This is a genomic window from Candidatus Abawacabacteria bacterium, assembly GCA_016207805.1.
Lineage (GTDB): Bacteria > Patescibacteriota > Gracilibacteria > RBG-16-42-10 > RBG-16-42-10 > JACQZO01.
The window spans coordinates 1-22,821 of the sequence record JACQZO010000006.1; the positions used below are offsets into that span (position 1 = coordinate 1).

The window sequence follows — 22,821 nt, forward strand, 5'->3', positions numbered from 1 at the left end:
AAAGAATTATTCACAGTCGGTGGAACCGACCCTGTTGAGCCGATGTTTGAACGCCACTCCGTTTCGTCGGCTCTCTTTTCTGGCATGATTGCCAGTGAACCACAAAGGGGCGCAAGCGGCCCCTACGCTCCTTCGGAGCTACCCCCAAGCAAAAGGAATTCCAATAGCGGATCGCAGTCAGACATCGGCTGCGTATCTCCCTATTTAGTAGCGGAGGGAGCCACCTCTCTTGAATACCCCAACCTGGCGCCTCCGCTACTTTCTTATTTTGGCTCCATCACAGAAAATTTAACAGGATATTCCGATAGCGAGCTAATAATGGCTGTCTATTGCGAAGCTCCTGAATACAATCGAAAACAGGCAGATAAATATTTAAAATTTTTACAGGAATGTAAAACATTAAAAGGCAATAACTTAAAACACTGGATTAAAGCCTGGAATGCAAATTCCCCTGGATATCAGACAAGCTATAAGTCAGTTTTGAGAGCAAGACAAGCACTTGAAGAAGAAGGAATTGTCGGTTTACTTGGCAATTATGGTAAAAATTACGGCAAAAGTGTCGTCAAGGATAGCTGGTTTGAAGAATTTAAAAAGCTCTATCTCCTTGAAGGTGCACCTAGCCTGCAAAGTAGCTGGGTGATTTTGCTTGGAAAATTAAAACGTTTAGAAGACATAACCCTCAAAGATTTTCCCAAACCTATCAGTTTTTTAAGACGATTAGAACGGGAAATACCGGAGCAGGCAATCTATAAATTCAGATACGGAGAAAAAGCCTGGAATAAAAAATACAATATGTATATCGATCGGGATTACAGCAACGTAAAAGCCTGTCAGTGCTGGGTGTCTGATCATGCGCAGATAGATGTCGCGGTAAAAGGACCAGACGGTAAAATATATTTCCCCTGGGTGACAGCCTGGAGAGATTTTAAAACCAGTAAATGGCTCGGCTGGCTTTTACATTTTGAATCACCCAACAGCGATCATATTTTCCAGAGTTTTTATTATGCTGCATTAGTCTGGGGTTTGCCTGAAGAAATCTACATCGACAACGGTAAAGATTATCGCAGTAAAGATTTTGCCGGTGGAAGGCCAAAAAAAATTAAGGTTGAGATTAACGTTGACCGTGCAGCCTCAATGATAAATCTTATCGGTGTCATCGCACATTTCAGCAATCCTTACGGCGCGCAATCAAAGCCTATTGAACGAGATTTTAACAAAATTAAAGAAATGCTATCAAAACATTGCGTTGGATATAGAGGCGGAAATGTTGTTGAGCGACCAGAAAAGCTTGTTGATGAAATAAAAACCGGTCTGGTAGTGGAATTTGATAAATTCAAGGACCTGTTTGATTATTATATCGCTAATGTGCTGAACCGTATGCCTAGCACCGGTAAAAATTTACAGGGAATGTCTCCTGATCAGCTCTGGGCTGAAGCATATACTGAAAAACGCAAGCCCAGCAAAGATGAACTTAGATTATTCTGTATGAGATGCAGCAATGTAGTATCAATTACCCGAAATGGTATTAGGGATACAAGATTGAAAGTAACTTACTACGAGCCGTGGATGGAAAGATTTAAAGGCACTAAAACAAAAGTTTATTTCAGGCGGGATATTAATGCATATCAGGAATGCTGGGTGTTTGAGGCAAAAACTGACAGGTATATGGGTAAAGGTATTATACAAGGTCTCGTTCCGGCACTGGTAAAAACTGATCTTGATAAAAAACGTCTGGAAAAAGCATCCAAGTTAAAGGCTAATGCTAGAAAATATGTCAACAGTCATATCCCAGAGGGTAAAACTGATCTAAGTGAATTAATATTGGATGCTGAAGCCGGTGCTAAGATGCTTGCCGGAGAGACAAAAGAAGCTAATCCAAAGGTGACGAAAATATCTAAAACTGAAATGGCAGAGGCATTAGAAATTGAAAAGCATAAAAATGATGGCAATAAAGAAAACATCGAGATGCTAAAAGCTATCAATGAGCATCAATTAAAGAAAAAAGCTGAAGAGGTGCCAATTTTTCTAACCAGAAGAGAAGCTGAAGAATACCGAAGACAGCATTCAGCATGAATAGATCCCGGATATCTGAAAGTCTAATCAAAATATCATCAGGACTTTCTAAATTCCGGGATGACAGAGTGAGTTCTGAAAGTCTAATCAAAATATCATCAGGACTTTCTAAATTCCGGGATGACAGAGTGAGTTCTGAAAGTCTAATCAAAATATCATCAGGACAGAGTGAGTAACGAAAGGAGAAATATGAGTGCAACACAGACAAAAGTTTTTGATCAGGTGACACCACAGGACAATCTGATAAAAATAATGGCCGTAAGAGGATTATCACAGGCTGACGTATGTCGGGCTACGGGGCTGAGCAGTGCGACGGTAAGCACCTGGCTGGGCGGGAATTATCAGGCCAAAGATAAAAGAGTACAAGAAAGAATCAACAGTTTTATCCGGAGAGAAAAGGATAAGATGGAAATTTTATCAAAGAAATTACCTTTTTGTGATACTTCCATAGCTGTGGATATTCATGAAGCAATGCGCAACTGCCATATTAATTGCGAAACTGCTGTAATTACTGCGCCATCCGGTATCGGCAAAACTACTGCCATAAAAAAATATTGCCAGGATAACCCGGATTGTATATTGATACAAGTTATGCCGGGCATGACTAAAAAAAGACTGATTAAAAACATACATCAGGCTTTAGGCTTGGATGGAATAGGCTCTGCTGATGATTTAATTGATGATGTTATTAGAATTTTAACCAATTCTGGACGATTGCTTATACTTGATGAAGCAAATGCGCTAAAAGTAGACCTGATTAATCTACTACGCCGGATACAAGACATTAGCGATTATAGCTTTGGGCTTTTAATGGCTGGTTTGCCTGTATTAATTGAATATATCAGAGGTAGGAAACAGGACTTGGCGCAATTAAACAACCGTATTGGTATTTTATTACCATTAGGGCATCTGGATTCAAAAGATGTGGAAATACTGGTAAAATCTGTTATTCCTGATGCATCTGGCGAGGTTTGTACAGCATTTTATGAAGCTACTTACAGCAATACAAGAATATTGTCTAAGTTTATCAGCAGATCTATAGAAGTTGCTGGTCTAAACCACGTACCTATAAGCCCTGCGGTGGTTTCAAAAGTCTATGCTTCAATGAAAAAACTCTACGGCTAGCCTACCTTTTTTATATACAAAAAAGGTAGGACCAAAAAACTATCACATTAATTAAATGGAGATAAAAATCAATGTTCTGGATGTTTTTAGTCGGGCTTTTTAGCACTTTCTACAGTAATGAGCTTCTGGGTTTGCATCATATTGGAGGCCGGTCTTGAAGGCGACGAATGAGCAAAAACAAAAGATCAAAATGCTTCAAAAAAAGCTGGGCATCTCTGATAGCAACTACAGAGGACTTCTCTGGAATGGCTATAAGGTTGAAAGCTCCAAAGATATGAATACTCATCAGGCCAGAGAATTAATCAGAGATATGGAAGAGCAAGCTATCAAAGCTGGTGTCTGGGAAAAGAAAAAAAGCCCCAGAAACAAATTAAAATACAGCGATCATCCAGAAAATGAAGTTCTCGCAAGTCGTAAACAAAAAAGAATGCTCAATGCCATCTGGAATACCTCTGATGCAGTCAGGACAAAAACTGATGAAGCCTTTGAAAGCTTTGTCTGCAGAATCGCTAATGTTGATCACTTCAAATGGCTGCAAAAAAAAGATGTTCAAAAGGTCAAACTAGCCATAGAAAAGTTAAAGTAAAGTCGCTGGAGGGGTGGCTTCTTGGAAGTATAAATAACACGTGTTCTTTGCCCCCTCCGGGGATGATTTAAAAGGAGATAAAATGCACGGACTGAATGATATAGGAACGCATTATTGTGAAATAAGCGGTAAGCTGACTAAAATAAACAGTCTGACTGGCAATCCTATTAGACAATTTGAACCGAAAAAAGAAACAAAAAAGAAACGAAAGCCAATATGCACAAACGTTGGCGTTTGTATAAGTCATTTAGTTTGTGAAAAATGTATTTGGTACCAATAAACCTACTTTTCTTTATAGACAAAGAAAAGTAGGCAAAAGAAACTATCTTATTAATCGAAAGGAGAAGTATAAATGAAGATTACAATAATAACCAAACATTCAGGTTTAACAATACTAGGATCTATAACAAAATCTCAATTATTATCACTTTTTGAAAAGAAATTGGATAATCAGCCCAGGCCAATTCAAACACTAACTTCTGAAATGTTAGAAAAAATTAAATTGTTGCCTACATTTGATGCTGCTTTTACCCGCCAATGCAAAGATGACCTCATTAAAATGCTGGAGAAAATAGGCGTTGGGGCAAATTTCTTTGTTTCTGCAGACTGGGTGGCCATTTCTGCTACAAAAGCAAAATATGTTCAAAATCTGCTGACAAATTTGGAAGCTGGTCAGGATTATGAAGAGGCAAGGCAGCAAGCACTCAATGATTGTGCTGAAATGGGCAGAAAAGAAATACAAGACGAGATAAATTCCACATTTTGTACCAAACAAACAATAAACATCCGTCAGCCCTACCAGCCAACACAACACCCGATGAATGCCAGCGCCAACCTAGAAACAACACCTCTAGAGGTGCTCAATGCTTAGAGTTAAATTTGTTGATCATTCAGAATACCAGAAAAAGCTTTATCTGAATGGAATATTCATTTGTTTTCTGAGTAATGAAGAGATTAAGCGGATTAAGGATGCAGAAAAAGTCGAAACCACAGCTTCTTTTGAAGCAATAGAGGAGAAACAATATGCCTAGAAGAAAAAGTGCCCTTATCTGCTCAAGCTGGGAGGAATGCAACGCATTTTTATACCGCTTAGCAGAAATAAACGTTAAAACCAGCCAGCTTGAAGGCGAAATGACCACTAAAATCAATCAAATAAAAATTGATTACGATAGCCAGGCTAAAGGACTTAAAACTGAAAAAGCTGATATGGAAAAAGCTATCGAAGAATTTTGCGCCAATTGCAAAGATGAATTCACAAAAACCCGCAAAAAAGAAATGAGTTTTGGCGTTGTAGCCTATAGAATTACTCAAAAAGTTACAATTAGATCCATAGAAGCTTGTTTAACTGCTTTGAAATCATTAAATCTGCATAATTGCATAAGAATTAAAGAGGAGCCAAACAAAGATGCTATGGCTCAACTGGATGCTCAGACGCTGGCAAAATGCGGAGCGAGCCTAAAGACTGAAGATAAGTTAAAAATTGAGCCTGATATGGCAAAGATTAAAGTGGACTAAAGAAAGGAAACATTATGGAAGAAAAGGTAAAAGAACTCGAAGCTCGCATTGAACAGCTTGAAGAATGGCGAGAAAGAATACTTCAGGCTTGCGATACATTTGAAGCTCCGGCAGAGAATTAAAGCAGGTTAACTGATTGCAGGGCCCGCAAATCAGCTAACACAACAATAAGGAAAGGAATATGACCGATAAAATAAAAACGCAAGCAAAACGAAAGACGATTAAAAGTCAGTATAAACAATCATCATGCATTATTAAAAATGATAATCCAGTAACATTTAAGGAATATCTGGCAGGATTAGTTGCACAATTAACCTCTCAGGATATGCCAAACGAGGATTTATCTTATATTTTTGAAACCTGCGGTCGAGAAGTCGCAATTTCTCTGATAGAACACTGTGGCGGTTCTCAAATAAGCATACCTAGCAGCGCTTTTAAAGAACTTGAAAAGAGATACATCAGGGAAAGTTATGCTAAAGCGCCAAGCAGGACAACTATATTACGTCTTGTTAAAGAACTAAAAACAACTGATAAACTTATTGCAGAAGTATTAAAATGTCCTGATGAAAATGGATGTACTCAATTGAAACTTCTTGATGCACTGGAATGAATTACTGGAATTATTTTGATTATTGCATCCGCTATTACTGGAAAGCTTATGGCCTGGCCTCAATAGTGCTTGCTTTATTCGATATCGGAATTACCTGGTGTGAAAGTGGAAATAATATAGATGAAGCGAAAAGTGTTAAATGTAAAAGAAATAATAGAACGTGACTATGCCACAGACATAGACATGGCTATTCTTCTTTTTCATCAAATTCAGGAATTAATTGAAGACGACACTCAGGTCACCCTGGATTTTATAGATATTAATGATATCAATGAAAATTTTCTTGAGGAGCTAATAAGTCTGCTTTATGAGAGCTATTCAAGCAATTTTATCAGCACTCATCTGCGTCATAAGAATTGTAATGAATTTCACAAGGAATATATCGCTGATGCTATTAGAGCGATGAAAAAACTTTACAAGCTTGATGAAAGCTATCAGGATCTTTTCCCGTTTATTAACAAACCTGTCGAAACACCGGAAGGTGAGGGCATATTATGGCAGGTGTTTGCTGATAGGATCGGTGTGGTTTGTGACACCGGAGAACGAGACCATAAAGGTAATAAGATTCAAAAAGTATTCTTTTTTGACCCACTTTTCTTTACTACAAAGAAAAGTAGGCAAAAGAAACTATCACATTAATCAAAATGACAATTTTAAGCAGTTAAAAAACACATCTCATTTAGGGTGATAAAACAATAAGTAAACAAAAAAAATAGAAAGGAATGTGAAGAATGATTCAACCAAAAGCTAACCCGGACAGGATAAGAGAGCTAAGCAATAAAATAACTGAATTGCTCATAAAAGAAGATGCAGAATGGAAAGATGCTGTGGGTGCACTCAGTTTTGTTTTATATAAAAGCTTTCCAGAGCACACAGTGGCAAGAAACTTCTTGTTAGATTTATTTGATTCAAAAACATTTTAACAAGGGGCTTCAGCCCCTTGTTGGAGAGAAAAATAAAACCTGAACCTTGACAATTGAATAAGAAATTTTTTGTTGACTTATTTACTAAAATGGGAGTAAGATTTCAAAATGGATGAAAAAAGGAAAAAGACTCACAAGATAACTTTCTGGGTCGAAACTGAATTGCTGGAGGCGTTTACTAGAGCCTGCAAAGAAGAACGTAGAACAAAATCAAATATGCTAAGACTGTTATTGATGGATTACTTAGAAAGGAGGTCAAATAAGGACAAATGAAACACTGAAAGCTTCGGCGGTCACCAAAGCTCTCAATAAAAACAATAATTGTTTCTAATCAAATTTAACCATAAGAGCTTGAAAATATCAAGTTGTGGTGATTTATGGTCATTCCTGAAAATAAATTCAGGACAAGCTCTGAGCGCAGCGAAGGATCTCGTATGATGAGATTCTTTGCCAAGAAGCCTCATGATGACAATTTTAAGGTTCCAAGACAGTGAAAGGAAAAGATTTTATGAATTGTAAATTAGATGAAATAGAAAAACTACGATGTGATGCCAGTATTACATCTGATCAAATCAAGATTATATCTACACTTGGATCAAGATTTATGATCAATTGCTTTGAGGAAAAACAGAATAAACTGGTTGCTGCTGATATAGCCAGGGTATTTGATTTGATCATAGAAAAAGGCACTGAAATAGACAATGTGTTAGACAAAATGGAAGTAGAACTATGGAAAGGTTGCAGTGACACTGACCATAAGCGGACTTCGCCACCGGAATCAGGAAATCAGCAAGCAGAAAAGGAGAACGTGATTGAATGAGCGACTAAAAGAAAAAATAGTACGGGTGTTAAATGAATGGGAGCTTGAACCCGAGGATACCCCCGAAGAATCCATAAAGGAAGCATATAAAAGCGGACGGAAGTATACATACCTGGGCTGGAAGTATAACGAAGACGGCAGTCATACAGTAGCCCGGATGTTTAAAGGAGGCCGTATAATCATAACAAAAGAAATTTCTGGCTTAAATAAAGAAACATTAGCAAGATATTAGATATTAGATAATGAAAGGAAAAGATAATGAATATTAATTTTGAAGATTTAACCTTAGTAGAAAATGGAATTATCCCTGTTTATGCATTGAAACAGGACCCGACATTTAGAATTGTCATTGCAAGGGATGTTCATGCCTATTTGGAAACAGGAACTAGAATTAGTGACTGGTTTAATCGAGGTATCGAAACAAATAAATTAGTAGAGGGTGAAAATTTTGGACTTTTACTCAATTTTGAGAAATACCCCTATAAAAACAATTTACAACTCACGGATAATGAAACCTTTGAAAATATTAAAGATGGCAGACCAAGAAAAGAATACTGGCTCACTGTTGATGCAGCAAAAGTTTTGGTGTCTTCCAGTCATACTGAAAAAGGTTTAGAAGCCAGATGGTACTTTGTTAAAGTTGAAGAAAAGCTTTTAGAAGTCATGAAGAACCCTCGTTTAGCCATGCAAAACCTGAGCAAGATGGAGATATTAGAGATGGCGCTGGAATCTGAAAGGCAACTGGAGGAGGAGAGGGGGAAACTTTTGGAAGCCCACAAGACAATGGAGGAGTTAGAAAAACAAATTGAGACAATGAAAACAAAGGAAGCGGCGGTGAAAGATATGATTTCTTGCCAAAAGGCATCTAAATTACTTGGCCTGGATGACGGTGGCTTTTTGGCTCAGGTAATATTGTGCATTATGGAAGATATTGAAGTTGTAAAACTTCTCAGCAGGTATTATTGTCATACAGGCAGATACCCCGGACCGAGGCCATGTTTTAGCCGTGAAAACTTTGAAAAGCTGGCAGATATATTGCTGTCAAGAGGCGTTATAACAAAGAAGTCAAAAGAAGCAGCTTAAAGGAAGGAGATTATTTTTGAATTAAATAAAAAATAATCTACATATATATGTAATACATTAATAAATATTAGAGCAACTGGATGAAAATTTCATCCAGTTGTTGTTAAGTTCAAAATTTTTTCAAAAAAAAGTTCAGCTTTTGCCGAACTCTACTGTCTAATATTATTATCGACAAAAACAACAAAAAATTTAACTCTCATTTAAAACTATTTTAAACAAGCTTTAAAATAACTTTAATTGCCTGTGATGCAGGTCAATAATTTGTCATTCGTGTTTTTTATGCCAATCATCAAGATAATCAGCAATTAATTCAACAGCACTATCGTATTCTTCCCCCACAGGAGTGATATAACATTTTCTCTTTGCATTTCTCCCTCTTTGATAACATTGATCTAAATAAAAGCCTAACTCTTCCTGCGCACCAGGTGTATTATGAAACTTATTCATCCTATCCTGAAGCTCTTTACAAAACTTTTTATCTCTTCCACTCACAAAAACAGCCATTATAAAACCTCTTGAATTAATTTAATATCTGATTTTTGAATATTTAACGCTGTAATTAACAGCTCTTTGACCGCATCATAAACAACTTTAATGGATTTACCTTTGAATAAAACAATATGAATGGTTCTATCGCCATAACTAGGCTCGACAAATATCGCTCTACCTTTTTTGATCAGTGAAATTATATTATAGTAATCTTTACGGTTTATTTTAAAACCGTAACGCTGCTTTATACGCTTTTTAAAATGACTTTTGTAATTCATTTCAGCTTTTTAAATAATTCTTAATAGCGTTCGTTATGTCTCTTTCGTCTGATTCTTGAAGTTTTAAAAATGGTCTGGCAGGGATTACAGCTTTCTTCAGCCTTATAAACTGCGTTTTGCCTTTTTTGTCTTTTCCAGAAGGCACATAAAGAAATTTACCTTTTTTAGGTTTGATTTCCCCGCCGAATTGGTGAATAGGGCCGTAAGGTATATTTGTGCCGGCAACAGCAAAATCCTTGCCTGCTTTATGGGTGATGCTGGCTTTAAGGCGTCCTTCCTGCTGGAGGATGGCATTCGGGTTAAAGCCTTTGTTTTCTTTTAAATTTCTTGTCATTGGTGATAGTTTAGGCCATTCAGGATTGCCTCCAACCCTTATGTTTTGCAGCACGGCATCTTTCATAATCTCGGATATATCGATCATCAAAGGTTCTAAATTATCAGTTTTAGACTGAAGTTCCTGCAAGGCTTTAGTTATTTGATCATTTTTAACTTCTATTTCGATAAGATCTCTGGGCATAAAATACCTCTTTTAGCAGTTTAAATTTTTAAGTAAATTTGCTATTCTATAATTAGTAAGTGATTGACAATTGGAAAACCGCTCTGGCCAATTGGATATCTCGAAAGGGATTTCCTATGAGGGGAAGGGGCGTCCCTCCAGTCACTTACTTTTTTGTTGCTACAATTTACCCCAGATAAGATCATATTCTTTACCTTTCAAATGATGATTGTAGACCATTCCCATTGATTTAATAAGATTTATTTTATCCTTAAAGCCTTTTACCTGCCTGTTTATATGAACTACATATTTTGTATCTTTAATTGGGCCTTTGGCTACAAACAAAATGTTATTGGTTTTAGGCTCATATAAAATGGCATCAGGGTTAGACAAAATAGAAGGCAATTCTTTTACGTCATCAATGCCGGGTTTCTTTGGCAAGCCTTCTGCATCCGGTTCCACATCTCTTACACCATGCCAGAAACGATTGTCATTAATGACTATGGCAGGTGTTTGCGGGACTATATTTTTGGACTCAAGATTTTTTAAGGTTTTAAAATTCATATAACCGGCGATTGTAGCGGAACCTTTCGCTTTATAGGTTTCTTCAGAGACTTTTTCCACCCAATTTGAGAAGGCTTTTTTATGCCAGGGATTATTGACCATATCTTTAAGATAGCTTTCCTGCAAGACTTCCGGCACATTCTTTAATTTGCCGGAGGCCCATAAATCCGTTTGATAGCTGACTTTACCAGGGTTATAATTCCATCCCGGATCATTCCAGACAACAGGGAAATTGCCGGTTTTTTTGTCATAAATTTTAATACCGCTTGAGATGGTTGTCTCATCAGAATTTTTGGATTTTGGCACAGCTTTATAAAGCATTCTGCCTTCTGAAGATTCAACGGAAAGGTTTCTATTATCAATATTGCTTTGAGACAATGCACGGACCGAGCATCTGCACTTGAACCCGTTTGGAGGATAATGAGTATCCCAGAACGGATCATCATATCGAAATATCTTGTCGTCCAGAGCAGCATGAGACGGCCTTGTGTGACTATCGTTGATTGCATCATACATCCAGAATGGTCTGTTCTCCACATTGACTATCATTTCTCTATAGCGTCCAACCATATACGCTGTTTGCATATTGGTCTGATAAATGGTTTTTAAACGCCAGGGAGAGCCAAGCTGAACCTCTTTTTCTTCTCCGGTTTCTTTATCTTTTATGGTTTGTTTTCCCCACCAGCCTTTGGCTTTGAGTTTTGGCTTAAGTTCTTTCTGAAATTGCTGAAAAGTCTTGCCTTCATCAATAGAAGCTTGTAGCGCTCCTCTAATATCTTCGAGAATGTCCATCCTCATTGCCCTGGTGACGGTAAAAATCTTTGTATTATTTTCCTGCCAGATGTCTTCCCAATTTGAAGACAAAACATTCTCTTTGCCTGCAAGATAGTTTGAAACCTTCTCTGGTGGGAGATTTAGAGCGAAGTTTAAATTTGCTATCGTTGCAGACATTATGATTCCTTCTCTTCAATTATTTGTGGTATTGTGATGTTTTCCGGCGGGCCAAAGGCTCTAACCAGAGCAATGACTGCGTGTTTCATCTGGCATTTATGATAATCGACAAAGAATTGATCATAAAAACACCCTGAGCATCTGCAGCTTCTTTTGTAACATTGAATAGTTCCCTCCGTCCATCTAATAGGGGTGTACGCCTGATACCGGCTAAACCTAAAAACTGATAACTCAGGCTTCAGCAATGTCCAGGCCTCCGAGAATATCGGCAATATAAGTGCGTTTTGCCAGCATATCCTCAAAATCACTGCTGTTCATCTCAGAGTACAAAGTAGCCAGCTTTTCGATGGCTTCTTCATGGCTGGAAGCACTGAAAATCATATCAAATACCGGTTTTAAAAATTGCTCAGAGTGCTTTTGAAGCTCTTCATCGGTAATTGTGTCGGTAAATTCGTCAAGAATATCCTGGCTGCTTTTTGCTTCTTTAGGAGTTTGTTTCGAGAATGCAGGTTGTTGTATCTTTGTTTTCGGTATTTCATTGGCTCCCCTTTGTGGCTGACGTCCCAAAGGATCATTATCTTCAGTCGAAATGTTGTCAGAAGCTAAAGAAAATTCATCCTCCTGTAAGTTATATTTGCGCTGGTAATATTTTTTAGTGAATTTAAGGCCAGTTTCGGTGAGGGTTTTATCTCTTTCGGCCAGTTCTTTGTTGACTTGCTCTTCTTCAAACATCTTAAATTCAGGATAATCTTTTTCATTGCTGTTGAATTCACAAATCCATCTAATAAGCTGATTTAATGCCGCTTCGACCATCTGTTTGTCAGCGTCTTTAATATCAGCTCTGACTTCAGCATGTACTTTTCCTAAAGCATAGCTGCCTTTGCCGTCACTTTGTGTTGTCAAAGTTTGGCCTAAAAGTAATTTTGAAAGACCGTTCTCACAAAGTAGTATTATTTTTTCAAATAGATCAGCAGATACACCTTTGCCGGCAGATTCAAGAATGGTTACATCCGATCCTTCAGGCACTACAGCCACACCATCCTGAACTAATGTAACAAGAGCGTCACGTAATTCTTCTTTATCCTTTTTATCGATACCTCTTGGCACTTTGCCAAATAGCCAGGGTATTGCAAATTTTTCGGTTAAAAGCATCCAGAACTTAAAAGCGTTCTTCTTGAAATAAACCTTCCAGTAACATTTACTCAGAAGCCTATCACCATAGGGGTTATCATCATTGGCATTATGCTGGGTAAGCAAAACCTTTTTATCAGGCAATAATTCACCTTCAAAACTGTTTGTTTTGGATTTAAAACGAAGCCGATCTTCAGGATCAAAGTGAAAATTATCGTTTTCACGGCCTTTTACATCTTTAGGAACTATTTTGCCATCTTTAGATTCCCAGAGGATTTCAGAGACGTGGAAGCCATAAAGCGGTGTATTGAGAATCTCGCTAATAATGCGATTCATATTGAGGCTTTTAAAAATGTCTTCAATAAATTTTGTTAGCTGTTCACTTGCATTGCCTCGTTCGATTCTCCATTCAAGTTTTTTAACAGCGGACTGTCTTGATAAAACACAGCAGCTCACCTGATCATCTGCCATAACTTCTTTGTAAATATCAATTGTCAGTCCGGCTTTCTTGAGGACGATGTCAGGATCAGGCAAAATGCTTAATAAACTTGCAAAGCTGGTTGAGTTCAATCTGGAGGTTAATTCTTTATATAATTTGTTGTCTACCATAATTTGTTGTATACCTTTCAAAAACCACGTTTAAATTGTGTTTAACTCTGTTTAAATTTGATATGAAATAGCAGATCAGGTAGATTGATATCAGATTGTAATTTTGTTTGATTAAAAGCCGTCTAGAGCCCTCATCATTTTTCTTGGATTTGCTGAAAAGATACATTCGATAAGTGGTGCCTGATCGTTGTCGCAGGCATGCAAGGCGAGTGCTAAAGCCCAAAATCTATCAGCATGACTGCCATTAGAGCGACCTGCATCATATCTTGAATTGCCGGCAGAGGTAGAAAGTTTTCTTATAGAGTGTAAATCTCTTCTTATTTCTTCAGATTGCGGTATCAGAACCAAGCGATCTTCAAAGTGTATTTTGACATTGACTGCCAATTCTTCTTTGATCGGGTTGGTAAACTTGACCTTTTCAACTTTGTATCTGCCATGTCTTTCCTGCAACGTTTCTGCCGGCATATCACCGATGCCTGAAGCGTCAACACACACTCTTCTGGCTTTTGTTTCATCAATTAAATCTGAAATAATATCAAGCTGTTCTGAATAAGCGGTTTTTTTAAGCTCCAGCACATAGCGAGTGATTTTTTGTGTCGCTGTTTTTTCCACTATCCAGACGACGGTCAGGTCTTTTTCTCTACCGATATCAATGCCCATAAAATAAGCAGATTCAGGGAATGTAAAATATAAAATACTATCATCTTCACAGGCTTTGATTAGATCATAAGTTAAGAAAGCTGTTGATTCATCAACCGGAATGCAACAATATTCTTGCTGCCATACTAAATCATCGCCGGTTGCTGCTTTTTCTTCTGCCAGCCATTGATCTTTTTCTTCTCTGGTGGTAGTCCGGCCATAAATTTTATCTAAATATCCCTGATCAACGGCTTTATAAATATCTACATAATGAACAGACCAGGGTATTTTCCCTTTCTTGGCTTGATCTAAAAACTCAAAATACCTGCAATTTTTACCATTGTGGGTGCTAATAACCCTTAAGGGGAATAAACCTTTCATAGAAGTAATGCTTGGCTTGGCTGCCTTATAAAGTTCATTGGCTTTATCGTGGAATGCAAACTCATCCAAAACCACTTTACCGCCTTTGGAGCGAAACGCCTTCGGGTTACTTGATAATGCTACAATTTTAGTTCCATTTTTAAACTTCAGGGTTGTGACGGTTTCTTTTTCAATTATTTCTTGCCCGAGTGGCTCGGCAGCCATATTGAGAACTTTTGCCCAGTTCTGACAATATTCCATATACTCTTTGGCGGCTGATTCATCGGATGATGAAAACCAGACAGCAGGGACTCTTTTTTTGAGACAATCTTCAACGTCTTCCCAGCTTTGGGCAAAAGTCATACCTGTACGGCGTGATTTTTCGATGATCTTAAAGCGGGATCTATCATTAATCCAGTCACGCTGGTAAGGTAGAAAAAGCCCATTACTCATAGATTAAGTGTACCTTTACGCATAAGATCAACAAGATAATCTTCACTGTATTCCGGTTTTTCTTCAGGTTTTACGGCCTGTTTTATGCTGTCTTCATAGGTTTTAACTTTAGGCAGCATTGCTCTTAGTTGTCCTAAAAATCGTATCCTCGATTGACTCGGTTCAATACCAGCTTCAATATCGCCATCAATGCTTGTGATTAGTTTTCTAATAATACGGTGAATATCTTCATGGAGTGAATATTGCTCTTTTAAAAATCCCTGCCTTTTTTCTGCCCAGTTGCCTTCTTTTGCCCAGTCTCTAAGCGATCTGTCTGAAACAGGTACAACCTGGGCTATCTCAACAAAAGTATATCCCAGTGTTACGTATAGTCTTTGCGCTTCAAAAAGATAATCTGACTTTTTGGCCATAATTAACAGTCCTCGCCGTCTCCAAGCTCTTCTGTGATTTGATCAATTTGCTCCTGATTTTCTCGCATAGCTTTAATAGTTTTATCAAGCTGTTTGGCCGATTCAAGAATATCTTCTGTTTTCATTTTTATTAACTTTTGTTGATAAGGGTTGGTCAATGACCGAATGAGAATGATGCTGCCTTCACTAACAACCTCAAGAGATTTGTTTTTATTGATTAATTCCTGCCTTTTCGCTTTCATTAAATGCAGTTCGTTCTTTAAGCTCACATTTACCTCCTTTACATTGAATCTATTTTTACTTCAAGCCGGGATAAAGTTTGTATCTGAATCCTTTGCAATTCGAGTATTTCCTTGAGTTGATCGTAATTGTTTTGGTGAATAGTTTTTTGTAAGTCAAACATTTTATCGTATTGTTTAACAACCGTTTCTATTTGACGCTCGCTTTGTGCGGTAAGATTCTTTTGGTTTTCCTGAATCATATTTGCAATAATTTCAGTTTGTTTGTTTGAAGCCCTCTGGGTAATCAACCAGGTAATAAATTGTATGGCGCAGACAAATCCAACAAATCCAAAGAGCTTTGCAGCTTCTGTCAAAAGGCTCATTTCAGTCATTTAAAATCTCCAAAAATGTCTAAACTTTTCACAGTTTAGATTTATTAAATTGAGTTTTCAAAACTTAGCTCTAATAACTAAATTAATTAGATCCCAAATAAATTAGTTATTCAGGTAAAGATTGGAAATTAGTTTTTTGAAGCCTTATATTCAGGTTAACGCACAGTGCAATTTTATGCAAGTTCGCTTTTAGAAAGAGGAAATTAAAATGCAAAAAGCTAAAAGTCTTTTAAAATCTAAAACATTCTGGTTTAACCTTTTAGCTGCCGGCACTTCAATTGCTTTACAGGCTAGTGGAACTCAAATTGATCCACAAGTTCAGGCAGGTGTTTTAGCTGCTGGCAACGTACTTTTAAGGTTGATAACAAATAAACCAATTAGTTTTGGTGGATAGGAGGATTTTAGAAAAAATGACTAAAGGGATTCAAGGCTGGATTAGTTTGTTTAAAACGGGTACGCATACCAGTTCAAACGGCGTAACTAAAATTTATAACGATAAGGATCTGGAATCTATCGAACAAAAATATAATTCTAATCGAGATAAACATGAAGCCCCTGTCGTCATTGGCCATCCAGAAGAAAATGCCCCCGCCTGGGGCTGGCTGGAAGCAGTCAAAAAAGAAGGGGCTGTCCTTAAAGGCAAATTAAAACAGGTTGCTCCTGAGTTCGCTCAGGCAGTGATAGAGGGTAGATTTAAAAAGCGTTCAGTTAAAATGTCACCCAAGTACGGTATTGAGCACGTAGGTTTTCTTGGTGCAGCATTGCCTGCTGTAGAAGGCCTTCAGGATATAGAATTTAAAAGCAATCAGGACGATAATGACATTTTTGAATTTGATTCGTCTGATGAAACGTTTGAATTTAGTTCATATAAAGGAGATTCATCTATGATCATAGATGCTGAAAAATTGAAAAAGCTTCAAGAAGAAAATGAGGCTATGAAAAAGAAGATCCAGGTTCTTGAAGTAGAAAACAAAACATCTGAAGATCAGCAATTTTCTAAAAAACTGGATGATCTTGAAAAAGAAAACGCCGAACTCAAGCAAAAAGCAGCAAAAATGGAGCAAGAATCAAAACGTAAGGGTTGCGAAGAATTTTGCGCTTCAATCCCGGAGCAAATAACACCCAAAAACAAAGATAAAGTTGTTGATTTTCTGATGGCTTTTGATAATGCAGGTGACTATGAATTTAGCCAGGGTGGTAAAAAATCTTTGGCTGAAGAATTTAAAACCTTTTTGAAAGAGCAGCCCAAAGCGGTTGATTTCAATGAGTATACTAACAAAGGTAAAGCTGCTGGCAAAGTTGAGCCTAAAGAGTATTCTTTTAGTGCTCCTGTTGATCCTGATGCGGCTACTCTGGATGCTAAAGTTACGGCTTATTCTAAACAACATAATGTTGATTATGAAAAAGCACTGGATATCATTTTAGACAATTAATAAAGCATTCTAACAAAGAATGAGATTCTTTCAACCTGTCAAATAAGTTATTACTACTAATAATAAAGGTTTAAAATATGGTATTAAAGTCTAAAAGGGTTGTAAACCCTGTACTTACAAAACTATCCCAGGGCTATTCCAACGCAGCATACGTTGGCAAATACCTTTTCCCTGAGACGGAAGTGGAAAAAGAAGGGCTTCAAATTCCACAATTTGGAGCGGACCACTTTAAGCTCTGGCAAACCAAAAGAGCGCCAAGAGCTAAATCAAACCGTGGCGAAATCAGCGATCCTTCAATGGTCGATGTCGTTCTTCAAGAACACGATTTTGAGCTTCCTATTGATACCAGAGAAAAAGATGAAAGTATGTTCCCTGAAGAACGCAAAAAAGCTAAGGCCACACAGGATGTTTTAGAGCTTGGTAAAGAATATGCTCAGGCTTCACTTGCTCAGAATCCTGACAATTATCCGAGTGGACACAAAGTAACACTTACCAGCACTGATAAGTGGTCTAATCATGTTGAGGATAGTAATTTAAGCGATCCGCTCAGTGATGTTGAAACAGGCAAGGAAGTCATCAGAGGTAAAATTGGCCGCAGACCAAATGTTGCTATTATGGGCGCTTCTTGCTATGCAGACCTAAAATTTCATCCTGGTTTATTGAAAAAGCTTGAAACTACTCGTAAAGGTATTATTACGATAGATGACCTGAAAGAATTATTTGGCATACCCAATATTTACATCGGCGAAGCTGTTTACGCTAATGATGCCGGAGTGCTTGGTAATGACGTCTGGGGAGAGTCCTTCCAGATGGCTTGTGTGCCACAACAGGAACCATCAGAAAGAGATGCTGAAGAGCCTTGTTTTGGACGGACACTTAAGAAAAAAGGGTATCCTGAAACTGATTCTTACGTTGAAAATGGCGGAAAAGTTCAATTAGTCAGAAATACTGATATCTATAAAGTAGCTATGACAGGTGCTGTGGCTGGCTATATTATTTCTGATACTCACTAATTCAAAATAGTTGAAACCCCAGGTTGGAATTTACAAGCTGGCCTGATCGTAGAAAGGTTAAGAATATGCCTAGATATTTAGTTGTTAATATGGGCATTAAATATAAGAAAAAGCTTTATCAGCACGGTGAAGCAATAACCATGAGCGAAGAAGAAGCTAATTCTCCGACGCTAAAGAAATATTTAATGCTTATTCCCGAAGAAAACCCGAAAATAGAACAGGAAGTCAAAACTCCTGTAAAAATAGAAGCACCTGATACGCCAGAAAATACCGGTAATTTATCCGAAGATCCGGCTTACTGGTCAATTGGAACTCTAAAAAAATGCGCTGAAGAAAACAATATTGATCTTACTGGCTGTAAAGGCAAAGAAGCAATAGTTGAACGTGTAAAAACTGAACTTTTTAAGCAGGCCGAGCTGATAGAAAATCCTGAAGAAGTTATTCCCGAAGTGGGTGATTTGGAAGGGACTGATGGCCAACCAGGCGAAAATAATAATCCGGAAGGAGTAGAATAATGGTATCTCAAACAGCTATACCACTTGGAGCAGCATCTTTAACCGCATTGATGGCAATTCCGGCTCACAGGTTTGTCGGCTTTACCGGTAATCTTTGTGTCGCTAATGCAAAAGCTGCAGGTGTATCACAATATGGTGCAGAAATTGGTGACGATTTTGCCGTTGATTTTGCAGGACTTGTCCTGGTTGAAGCCGCCGAAGCAATTAATGCAGGTGTAGAAGTTGTCGCAAGCGGAACTGGCGCTAATGCCGGTAAGGCCGCAGCGGCATCAAGCTTGGCAGCAAGCATTTCACTTTCTTTAGGTGCAATAACCTCAGAGCAGGCAACGACCACAGCAATTCAGGCACAATCAACAGTTTCAATAACTTCATCAGTAGAGTCAGGTTCAACTCCTGTAACAAGTACAGGCGCTAACGGCTCAGGTATTGTCACCTCAACGGGCACTATTACAGACGGTGCAATTACTGTCACAAATGGTGCAATAACGATTTCTCAGGCAACCTCAAGCGCTACGGCTGCATTGAGCGGTGGAGCGCTACCACAAAAAATTAACGGTACTGCCTGGTCTTCAACAAGCGAAGCCGGTCAATTGCTTTTAGTTAAATTGGCAGCATAAATCAAAGAAATCAAAGAAAAACTGTGAGGCACGATAGTGGGGAGGATTTCCCTGAAACCCTCCCCACTATTTGAAAATAAAGGATCAACCTAGTGTATTGCACAATTAACGACATAATCAACGTAATTCCTGAATGCGAGCTTATTCAATTAAGTAATGATGATGAGCTGGCAACGGCTGTTAATGAAGATGTCGTTAATAATGCAATAGAAGATGCAATGAGCACAATTAATGGTTATTTAATGGCTCGCTACACTTTGCCTTTAACTGAAGTACCCAGGCTATTAAGACGTTATGCTGTAGAGCTGGCAGTAATTAATATACACGCCAGGCGGTTTACACAAAATATGCCTGAGTCTATCACAGAACGTGAAAAGTTCGTTATTGCTGAGCTTGGCAAAATTCAAAAAGGTGTTGTGACCTTAAATATTGAAACGTTAAACGATAGCGTCAAAGTGCCTGATGCTTCCAGTGTCGCTATCAACAAAACCGAAGCTGATAGAGTCTTTACAAAAGAACTTTTAGACAGGTTTTAGGACTAATTATGGCTGTAGATTTAACTCAAATAAAGAATAAAATAACGGATGTCATCAATTCAATTGTCAGACAACTTCAATTAGAATTCCCTGGCTTTTATATTGATGATTATGTTAAAAGCCCTAAAGACTTTTATTTAAAACATCCTAAAGGTGCTTTACTCGTTGCTTTCAAAGGCTCTACTTATTCGGCAAATCAATCAACAGATTTAATTGTCCAGGAGAGAACTTTCAATTTTGAAATAATCTTATCAATGAAGCATTTGCAGACAGATGCAAATATTCAAGATCAGCTTGATGCTGTTAGATTAGCCTTGACCGGCTTTCAACCTAAAGACATTGAAGGAAATCTAATTACTATAAATAAAATGATACCATCCAGCGACAGATTCATTGAAGAGGAAAATGGCACCTGGATTTATGGCATCAGCTTTAGCGTTAAAGCTTCTAATATAGAAATTGACCGCACTGATTATGATTCATTAGTGCTATTAAATCAGGTCACTGCTAAAAGTGACGATTACCCGGATTTAGTGATTACAAAACCCCAGGAGGAATAATATAATGCCAGCTAGTTATTTACACGGCGTTGAAACCATAGAATCAATAGTAGGCGGGCGATCAATTAATATCGTTAAATCTGCCGTTATTGGTATTGTGGGTACGGCTCCGCTCTATACCGTTGAATCTGCTAATCAATCAACAAATGCAATGAAATTATTGCTTAACGATAGAGATGCAGCTAAATATGGTGGGAAACGTAAAACCGGCTGGACTTTACCGGCTGCACTTCAATCTATTTATGCTCAAGGCTCCTGTCAGGTCATAATGATCAACGTTTTTGATCCTACAACACACAAAACAGCAATTCTGGCAGAATCAAAAACCTTTGCCAATAATATAATTACACTCGCTCATGAAGGTGTTAGCTCAGTTGTTGTGAAAAGTGGTGAAACAACTTATGTCGTCAATGACGATTATACGGTAGATGCTGAAAATGGAATTATTACCAGAGTATCTACTGGTGACATTGGTGCTACTGCAACCGTCACGGTGGATTATTCATATCAAGACCCAACAAAAGTTGATGCTGCCGATATTATCGGAACCGTTGATGAAAATGGGAACAGAACTGGTCTCAAGTTATTCCAGGAAGCTTATTCAAAATTTGGATTTAAACCTAAAATTCTTGTCACCCCAGGCTTTGAAGCCACCGAAGTTAGAACAGAATTAGAAACTTTAGCTGGAAAACTCAGGGCTATTTGTGCTGTTACCGCACCGATTGGCACGACCGTTCAGGGTGCAATTGAAGGCCGTGGCGCTGATGGCGATATTAATTTCTATACCAGTTCAAAACGTTGCAAGTTATTATTCCCGCACCTAAAAGCTTATGATTCTGTGAGCAATGCATATATCAATGAGAGTTATTCAGCATACTGGGCTGGCTGTATGGCCAGGCAGGACATTGAAAAAGGCTACTGGTGGTCAGAATCTAACAGGCAAATTCAAGGAATAGTAGGCGTTGAGCTTGATCTTACTGCTGAAATCAATGACCCTGACAGTGAAGTGAATGCTCTTAACGAAGCCGGAATTATGACAGTGTTCAATAGTTTTGGTACTGGATTCCGCACCTGGGGTAACAGGTCTGCTTCATTCCCGAGTTATACGGCTATTGATAACTTTACTTCTGTTCGCAGGACCGCTGACGTTATTGAGGAAAGTATTGAATATTATTCACTGCAACACATGGATGCACCTATCAACGATGCTCTCATTGATGATATTCTTCAAAGCGTTAATGGCTTTCTGAAAACGCAAATACAAAGAGGTTCTTTAATTGGAGGCAGCGCCTGGTATGACCCAGCAAATAATGATAAAACAGAGCTTGCCAATGGTCACCTGACGATTAACTATAAATTCCTGCCACCACCACCATTAGAGCGCCTGACATACGAAGCTGCAATAGATATTAACCTTTTCAGGCAATTACAAGCAGCATAAGACCTTTAAACGAAAGGATTTCTAACAATGTCTAATATTAGAATTAATAGTCTAAATAACGCTAACATATACCTGAACGGTAATAATATGATGGGCAGGGCCTCTGAAGTTACCCTGCCAGAGATAAAACAAAAGATGAAAGAGCTTGAAGCATTAGGCTTATATGGTTCAATGGAATTTCCTGTCGGACTGGAGAAGCTTGAATCAAAAATTAAGTGGAACAGCTATTATTCTGAAGTAATGGCCAATGCTGGCAACCCTCTGGCCTCTCATAGAATTCAAGTCAGATCTTCATTAGAAGAACGCACCAGCAATGGAATGATGGCTCAAAGACCTGTCGTTTGTGAAATGAGCGGCACGTTTTCAAACTTACCGCTTGGTTCTTTCAAAAAAGGTGATCCAATAGATCAGGATACAACGATCGCTATCAGTGCTATTAAGCTTAGTATAGACGGCGCTGTCATCTTAGATATTGACATTCCTGCTAATGTTTACAAGGTTAATGGTGTCGACATCCTGGCTAAATTTAAGCAAAACTTAGGACTCGGTCAGGGCGTAAGTCGTGGAGATATACCGGTCTCAAGCGATCTAGGGGATGCCGGCTTAATTATAATGTAATTATAAATTCCTGAATTATCAGGCGAGAAGGAGAAAAAGATGAAAATTAATATCGTTGAAAATACTAAATCAATGAAATTTGAAAATGTCGAAATTAGAAAACCAATGGTAGATGACGTTACCAAAGCAGAACGAATAAGTGGTCAGATTGAAGGTATGGAATTTATGGCCGCTTTAATTTCATTGACAGGAAAGTTTGACGGCAAAGAATTAGTACCTGAAGATGTTGCAATGATGGAGGCTTCCGATTTTTTAGAATTAGCCATAGTAGTTGGCAAAATGCTCAAGGGGTTGCCGACGGTGTCATCTATCTCACAAGAGTTGCCCGATTCAGCATTGAATCAGTAAAAAGGATGGAAC

At 38.1% G+C, this 22,821-nt stretch carries 31 protein-coding genes; 22 read left to right on the forward strand and 9 right to left on the reverse strand.

Annotated features, from left to right (window positions below; all coding sequences use genetic code 11):
- The 12 genes from HY817_01415 to HY817_01470 all read left to right on the forward strand — a co-directional run.
- Positions 1-2,073 (forward strand): hypothetical protein (locus tag HY817_01415; GenBank protein ID MBI4835896.1); only part of this gene is annotated, 2,073 nt, incomplete at its 5' end.
- 189 nt (positions 2,074-2,262) lie between these two features.
- Entirely contained in the window at positions 2,263-3,198 is a 936-nt protein-coding gene (locus tag HY817_01420) for an AAA family ATPase (GenBank protein MBI4835897.1), read from the forward strand.
- A 190-nt stretch (positions 3,199-3,388) separates the two neighbouring features.
- Entirely contained in the window at positions 3,389-3,784 is a 396-nt protein-coding gene (locus HY817_01425; GenBank protein MBI4835898.1) for a DUF1018 domain-containing protein, read from the forward strand.
- 352 nt (positions 3,785-4,136) lie between these two features.
- Positions 4,137-4,655 (forward strand): hypothetical protein, encoded by a 519-nt coding sequence (locus HY817_01430; GenBank protein ID MBI4835899.1) that lies wholly within the window; start codon positions 4,137-4,139, stop codon positions 4,653-4,655.
- Entirely contained in the window at positions 4,648-4,815 is a 168-nt protein-coding gene (locus HY817_01435) for a hypothetical protein (protein ID MBI4835900.1), read from the forward strand. Before HY817_01430 ends, HY817_01435 begins: the two co-directional genes overlap by 8 nt.
- The gene (locus HY817_01440; protein ID MBI4835901.1) at positions 4,808-5,299 is read left to right on the forward strand and encodes a host-nuclease inhibitor Gam family protein; all 492 of its coding nucleotides are present in this window, start codon (positions 4,808-4,810) and stop codon (positions 5,297-5,299) included. Before HY817_01435 ends, HY817_01440 begins: the two co-directional genes overlap by 8 nt.
- 181 nt (positions 5,300-5,480) lie before the next feature.
- The gene (locus HY817_01445; protein ID MBI4835902.1) at positions 5,481-5,909 is read left to right on the forward strand and encodes a hypothetical protein; all 429 of its coding nucleotides are present in this window, start codon (positions 5,481-5,483) and stop codon (positions 5,907-5,909) included.
- A 120-nt stretch (positions 5,910-6,029) separates the two neighbouring features.
- Positions 6,030-6,548, forward strand: coding sequence for an STAS-like domain-containing protein (locus tag HY817_01450; protein MBI4835903.1), 519 nt, complete (start codon positions 6,030-6,032; stop codon positions 6,546-6,548).
- 92 nt (positions 6,549-6,640) lie between these two features.
- Positions 6,641-6,832: a hypothetical protein gene (locus tag HY817_01455; GenBank protein ID MBI4835904.1), complete on the forward strand. Its 192-nt coding sequence runs from the start codon at positions 6,641-6,643 to the stop codon at positions 6,830-6,832.
- A gap of 108 nt (positions 6,833-6,940) precedes the next feature.
- Positions 6,941-7,105, forward strand: a complete 165-nt coding sequence (locus HY817_01460; GenBank protein MBI4835905.1) for a ribbon-helix-helix protein, CopG family — start codon at positions 6,941-6,943, stop codon at positions 7,103-7,105.
- 235 nt (positions 7,106-7,340) lie between these two features.
- Entirely contained in the window at positions 7,341-7,652 is a 312-nt protein-coding gene (locus tag HY817_01465; protein MBI4835906.1) for a hypothetical protein, read from the forward strand.
- A gap of 258 nt (positions 7,653-7,910) precedes the next feature.
- On the forward strand, positions 7,911-8,735 hold the full coding sequence (locus tag HY817_01470) for an antA/AntB antirepressor family protein (protein ID MBI4835907.1): 825 nt from the start codon (positions 7,911-7,913) through the stop codon (positions 8,733-8,735).
- 264 nt (positions 8,736-8,999) lie between these two features.
- Here the strand turns inward: HY817_01470 and HY817_01475 are convergent, their stop codons facing one another.
- The 9 genes from HY817_01475 to HY817_01515 form a co-directional block, all read right to left on the reverse strand.
- A complete protein-coding gene (locus HY817_01475; GenBank protein MBI4835908.1) occupies positions 9,000-9,239 on the reverse strand; it encodes a hypothetical protein in 240 nt (79 codons plus the stop codon).
- Positions 9,239-9,502, reverse strand: coding sequence for a hypothetical protein (locus HY817_01480; protein ID MBI4835909.1), 264 nt, complete (start codon positions 9,500-9,502; stop codon positions 9,239-9,241). Before HY817_01480 ends, HY817_01475 begins: the two co-directional genes overlap by 1 nt.
- A 1-nt stretch (position 9,503) precedes the next feature.
- Positions 9,504-10,019 carry a phage virion morphogenesis protein gene (locus HY817_01485; GenBank protein ID MBI4835910.1) on the reverse strand — a complete coding sequence of 172 codons (516 nt, stop codon included), beginning with the start codon at positions 10,017-10,019 and terminating at the stop codon, positions 9,504-9,506.
- Positions 10,020-10,178: 159 nt separating this feature from the next.
- A complete protein-coding gene (locus HY817_01490) occupies positions 10,179-11,513 on the reverse strand; it encodes a minor capsid protein (protein ID MBI4835911.1) in 1,335 nt (444 codons plus the stop codon).
- A 231-nt stretch (positions 11,514-11,744) separates the two neighbouring features.
- Positions 11,745-13,253 carry a DUF935 family protein gene (locus HY817_01495; GenBank protein ID MBI4835912.1) on the reverse strand — a complete coding sequence of 503 codons (1,509 nt, stop codon included), beginning with the start codon at positions 13,251-13,253 and terminating at the stop codon, positions 11,745-11,747.
- A gap of 111 nt (positions 13,254-13,364) precedes the next feature.
- Positions 13,365-14,705 (reverse strand): hypothetical protein, encoded by a 1,341-nt coding sequence (locus HY817_01500; GenBank protein ID MBI4835913.1) that lies wholly within the window; start codon positions 14,703-14,705, stop codon positions 13,365-13,367.
- A complete protein-coding gene (locus HY817_01505; GenBank protein ID MBI4835914.1) occupies positions 14,702-15,115 on the reverse strand; it encodes a hypothetical protein in 414 nt (137 codons plus the stop codon). The genes HY817_01500 and HY817_01505 overlap by 4 nt, the downstream gene beginning before the upstream one ends.
- A gap of 2 nt (positions 15,116-15,117) precedes the next feature.
- On the reverse strand, positions 15,118-15,384 hold the full coding sequence (locus HY817_01510) for a hypothetical protein (GenBank protein ID MBI4835915.1): 267 nt from the start codon (positions 15,382-15,384) through the stop codon (positions 15,118-15,120).
- Positions 15,385-15,395: 11 nt separating this feature from the next.
- Complete coding sequence (locus tag HY817_01515) at positions 15,396-15,728, reverse strand: hypothetical protein (protein ID MBI4835916.1); 333 nt, start codon at positions 15,726-15,728, stop codon at positions 15,396-15,398.
- Positions 15,729-15,936: 208 nt separating this feature from the next.
- Between HY817_01515 and HY817_01520 the strand changes: the two genes are divergently transcribed.
- The 10 genes from HY817_01520 (at position 15,937) to HY817_01565 (ending at position 22,809) form a co-directional block, all read left to right on the forward strand.
- Positions 15,937-16,122 (forward strand): hypothetical protein, encoded by a 186-nt coding sequence (locus HY817_01520; protein ID MBI4835917.1) that lies wholly within the window; start codon positions 15,937-15,939, stop codon positions 16,120-16,122.
- A 16-nt stretch (positions 16,123-16,138) separates the two neighbouring features.
- Positions 16,139-17,161, forward strand: a complete 1,023-nt coding sequence (locus tag HY817_01525) for a hypothetical protein (protein MBI4835918.1) — start codon at positions 16,139-16,141, stop codon at positions 17,159-17,161.
- A 77-nt stretch (positions 17,162-17,238) separates the two neighbouring features.
- The gene (locus HY817_01530) at positions 17,239-18,174 is read left to right on the forward strand and encodes a hypothetical protein (GenBank protein ID MBI4835919.1); all 936 of its coding nucleotides are present in this window, start codon (positions 17,239-17,241) and stop codon (positions 18,172-18,174) included.
- A 65-nt stretch (positions 18,175-18,239) separates the two neighbouring features.
- Positions 18,240-18,689: a hypothetical protein gene (locus tag HY817_01535; GenBank protein ID MBI4835920.1), complete on the forward strand. Its 450-nt coding sequence runs from the start codon at positions 18,240-18,242 to the stop codon at positions 18,687-18,689.
- On the forward strand, positions 18,689-19,306 hold the full coding sequence (locus tag HY817_01540) for a hypothetical protein (GenBank protein ID MBI4835921.1): 618 nt from the start codon (positions 18,689-18,691) through the stop codon (positions 19,304-19,306). The genes HY817_01535 and HY817_01540 overlap by 1 nt, the downstream gene beginning before the upstream one ends.
- 92 nt (positions 19,307-19,398) lie before the next feature.
- Positions 19,399-19,842 (forward strand): DUF1320 domain-containing protein, encoded by a 444-nt coding sequence (locus HY817_01545; protein MBI4835922.1) that lies wholly within the window; start codon positions 19,399-19,401, stop codon positions 19,840-19,842.
- Positions 19,843-19,850: 8 nt separating this feature from the next.
- The gene (locus HY817_01550; GenBank protein MBI4835923.1) at positions 19,851-20,402 is read left to right on the forward strand and encodes a hypothetical protein; all 552 of its coding nucleotides are present in this window, start codon (positions 19,851-19,853) and stop codon (positions 20,400-20,402) included.
- A gap of 4 nt (positions 20,403-20,406) precedes the next feature.
- Entirely contained in the window at positions 20,407-21,843 is a 1,437-nt protein-coding gene (locus tag HY817_01555; protein MBI4835924.1) for a phage tail sheath subtilisin-like domain-containing protein, read from the forward strand.
- Positions 21,844-21,870: 27 nt separating this feature from the next.
- A complete protein-coding gene (locus HY817_01560; protein ID MBI4835925.1) occupies positions 21,871-22,461 on the forward strand; it encodes a phage major tail tube protein in 591 nt (196 codons plus the stop codon).
- A gap of 39 nt (positions 22,462-22,500) precedes the next feature.
- Positions 22,501-22,809 carry a hypothetical protein gene (locus tag HY817_01565; protein MBI4835926.1) on the forward strand — a complete coding sequence of 103 codons (309 nt, stop codon included), beginning with the start codon at positions 22,501-22,503 and terminating at the stop codon, positions 22,807-22,809.
- Positions 22,810-22,821 lie beyond the last annotated feature (12 nt).

What these genes read in the sequence shown, in the direction of transcription:
- HY817_01420 (MBI4835897.1), top strand. Translation starts at nt 2,263, where the DNA reads ATGAGTGCAACACAGACAAAAGTTTTTGATCAGGTGACACCACAGGAC.
- HY817_01425 (MBI4835898.1), top strand. Translation starts at nt 3,389, where the DNA reads ATGCTTCAAAAAAAGCTGGGCATCTCTGATAGCAACTACAGAGGACTT.
- HY817_01430 (MBI4835899.1), top strand. Translation starts at nt 4,137, where the DNA reads ATGAAGATTACAATAATAACCAAACATTCAGGTTTAACAATACTAGGA.
- HY817_01435 (MBI4835900.1), top strand. Translation starts at nt 4,648, where the DNA reads ATGCTTAGAGTTAAATTTGTTGATCATTCAGAATACCAGAAAAAGCTT.
- HY817_01440 (MBI4835901.1), top strand. Translation starts at nt 4,808, where the DNA reads ATGCCTAGAAGAAAAAGTGCCCTTATCTGCTCAAGCTGGGAGGAATGC.
- HY817_01445 (MBI4835902.1), top strand. Translation starts at nt 5,481, where the DNA reads ATGACCGATAAAATAAAAACGCAAGCAAAACGAAAGACGATTAAAAGT.
- HY817_01450 (MBI4835903.1), top strand. Translation starts at nt 6,030, where the DNA reads ATGAAGCGAAAAGTGTTAAATGTAAAAGAAATAATAGAACGTGACTAT.
- HY817_01455 (MBI4835904.1), top strand. Translation starts at nt 6,641, where the DNA reads ATGATTCAACCAAAAGCTAACCCGGACAGGATAAGAGAGCTAAGCAAT.
- HY817_01460 (MBI4835905.1), top strand. Translation starts at nt 6,941, where the DNA reads ATGGATGAAAAAAGGAAAAAGACTCACAAGATAACTTTCTGGGTCGAA.
- HY817_01465 (MBI4835906.1), top strand. Translation starts at nt 7,341, where the DNA reads ATGAATTGTAAATTAGATGAAATAGAAAAACTACGATGTGATGCCAGT.
- HY817_01470 (MBI4835907.1), top strand. Translation starts at nt 7,911, where the DNA reads ATGAATATTAATTTTGAAGATTTAACCTTAGTAGAAAATGGAATTATC.
- HY817_01475 (MBI4835908.1), bottom strand. Translation starts at nt 9,239, where the DNA reads ATGGCTGTTTTTGTGAGTGGAAGAGATAAAAAGTTTTGTAAAGAGCTT.
- HY817_01480 (MBI4835909.1), bottom strand. Translation starts at nt 9,502, where the DNA reads ATGAATTACAAAAGTCATTTTAAAAAGCGTATAAAGCAGCGTTACGGT.
- HY817_01485 (MBI4835910.1), bottom strand. Translation starts at nt 10,019, where the DNA reads ATGCCCAGAGATCTTATCGAAATAGAAGTTAAAAATGATCAAATAACT.
- HY817_01490 (MBI4835911.1), bottom strand. Translation starts at nt 11,513, where the DNA reads ATGTCTGCAACGATAGCAAATTTAAACTTCGCTCTAAATCTCCCACCA.
- HY817_01495 (MBI4835912.1), bottom strand. Translation starts at nt 13,253, where the DNA reads ATGGTAGACAACAAATTATATAAAGAATTAACCTCCAGATTGAACTCA.
- HY817_01500 (MBI4835913.1), bottom strand. Translation starts at nt 14,705, where the DNA reads ATGAGTAATGGGCTTTTTCTACCTTACCAGCGTGACTGGATTAATGAT.
- HY817_01505 (MBI4835914.1), bottom strand. Translation starts at nt 15,115, where the DNA reads ATGGCCAAAAAGTCAGATTATCTTTTTGAAGCGCAAAGACTATACGTA.
- HY817_01515 (MBI4835916.1), bottom strand. Translation starts at nt 15,728, where the DNA reads ATGACTGAAATGAGCCTTTTGACAGAAGCTGCAAAGCTCTTTGGATTT.
- HY817_01520 (MBI4835917.1), top strand. Translation starts at nt 15,937, where the DNA reads ATGCAAAAAGCTAAAAGTCTTTTAAAATCTAAAACATTCTGGTTTAAC.
- HY817_01525 (MBI4835918.1), top strand. Translation starts at nt 16,139, where the DNA reads ATGACTAAAGGGATTCAAGGCTGGATTAGTTTGTTTAAAACGGGTACG.
- HY817_01530 (MBI4835919.1), top strand. Translation starts at nt 17,239, where the DNA reads ATGGTATTAAAGTCTAAAAGGGTTGTAAACCCTGTACTTACAAAACTA.
- HY817_01535 (MBI4835920.1), top strand. Translation starts at nt 18,240, where the DNA reads ATGCCTAGATATTTAGTTGTTAATATGGGCATTAAATATAAGAAAAAG.
- HY817_01540 (MBI4835921.1), top strand. Translation starts at nt 18,689, where the DNA reads ATGGTATCTCAAACAGCTATACCACTTGGAGCAGCATCTTTAACCGCA.
- HY817_01550 (MBI4835923.1), top strand. Translation starts at nt 19,851, where the DNA reads ATGGCTGTAGATTTAACTCAAATAAAGAATAAAATAACGGATGTCATC.
- HY817_01555 (MBI4835924.1), top strand. Translation starts at nt 20,407, where the DNA reads ATGCCAGCTAGTTATTTACACGGCGTTGAAACCATAGAATCAATAGTA.
- HY817_01560 (MBI4835925.1), top strand. Translation starts at nt 21,871, where the DNA reads ATGTCTAATATTAGAATTAATAGTCTAAATAACGCTAACATATACCTG.
- HY817_01565 (MBI4835926.1), top strand. Translation starts at nt 22,501, where the DNA reads ATGAAAATTAATATCGTTGAAAATACTAAATCAATGAAATTTGAAAAT.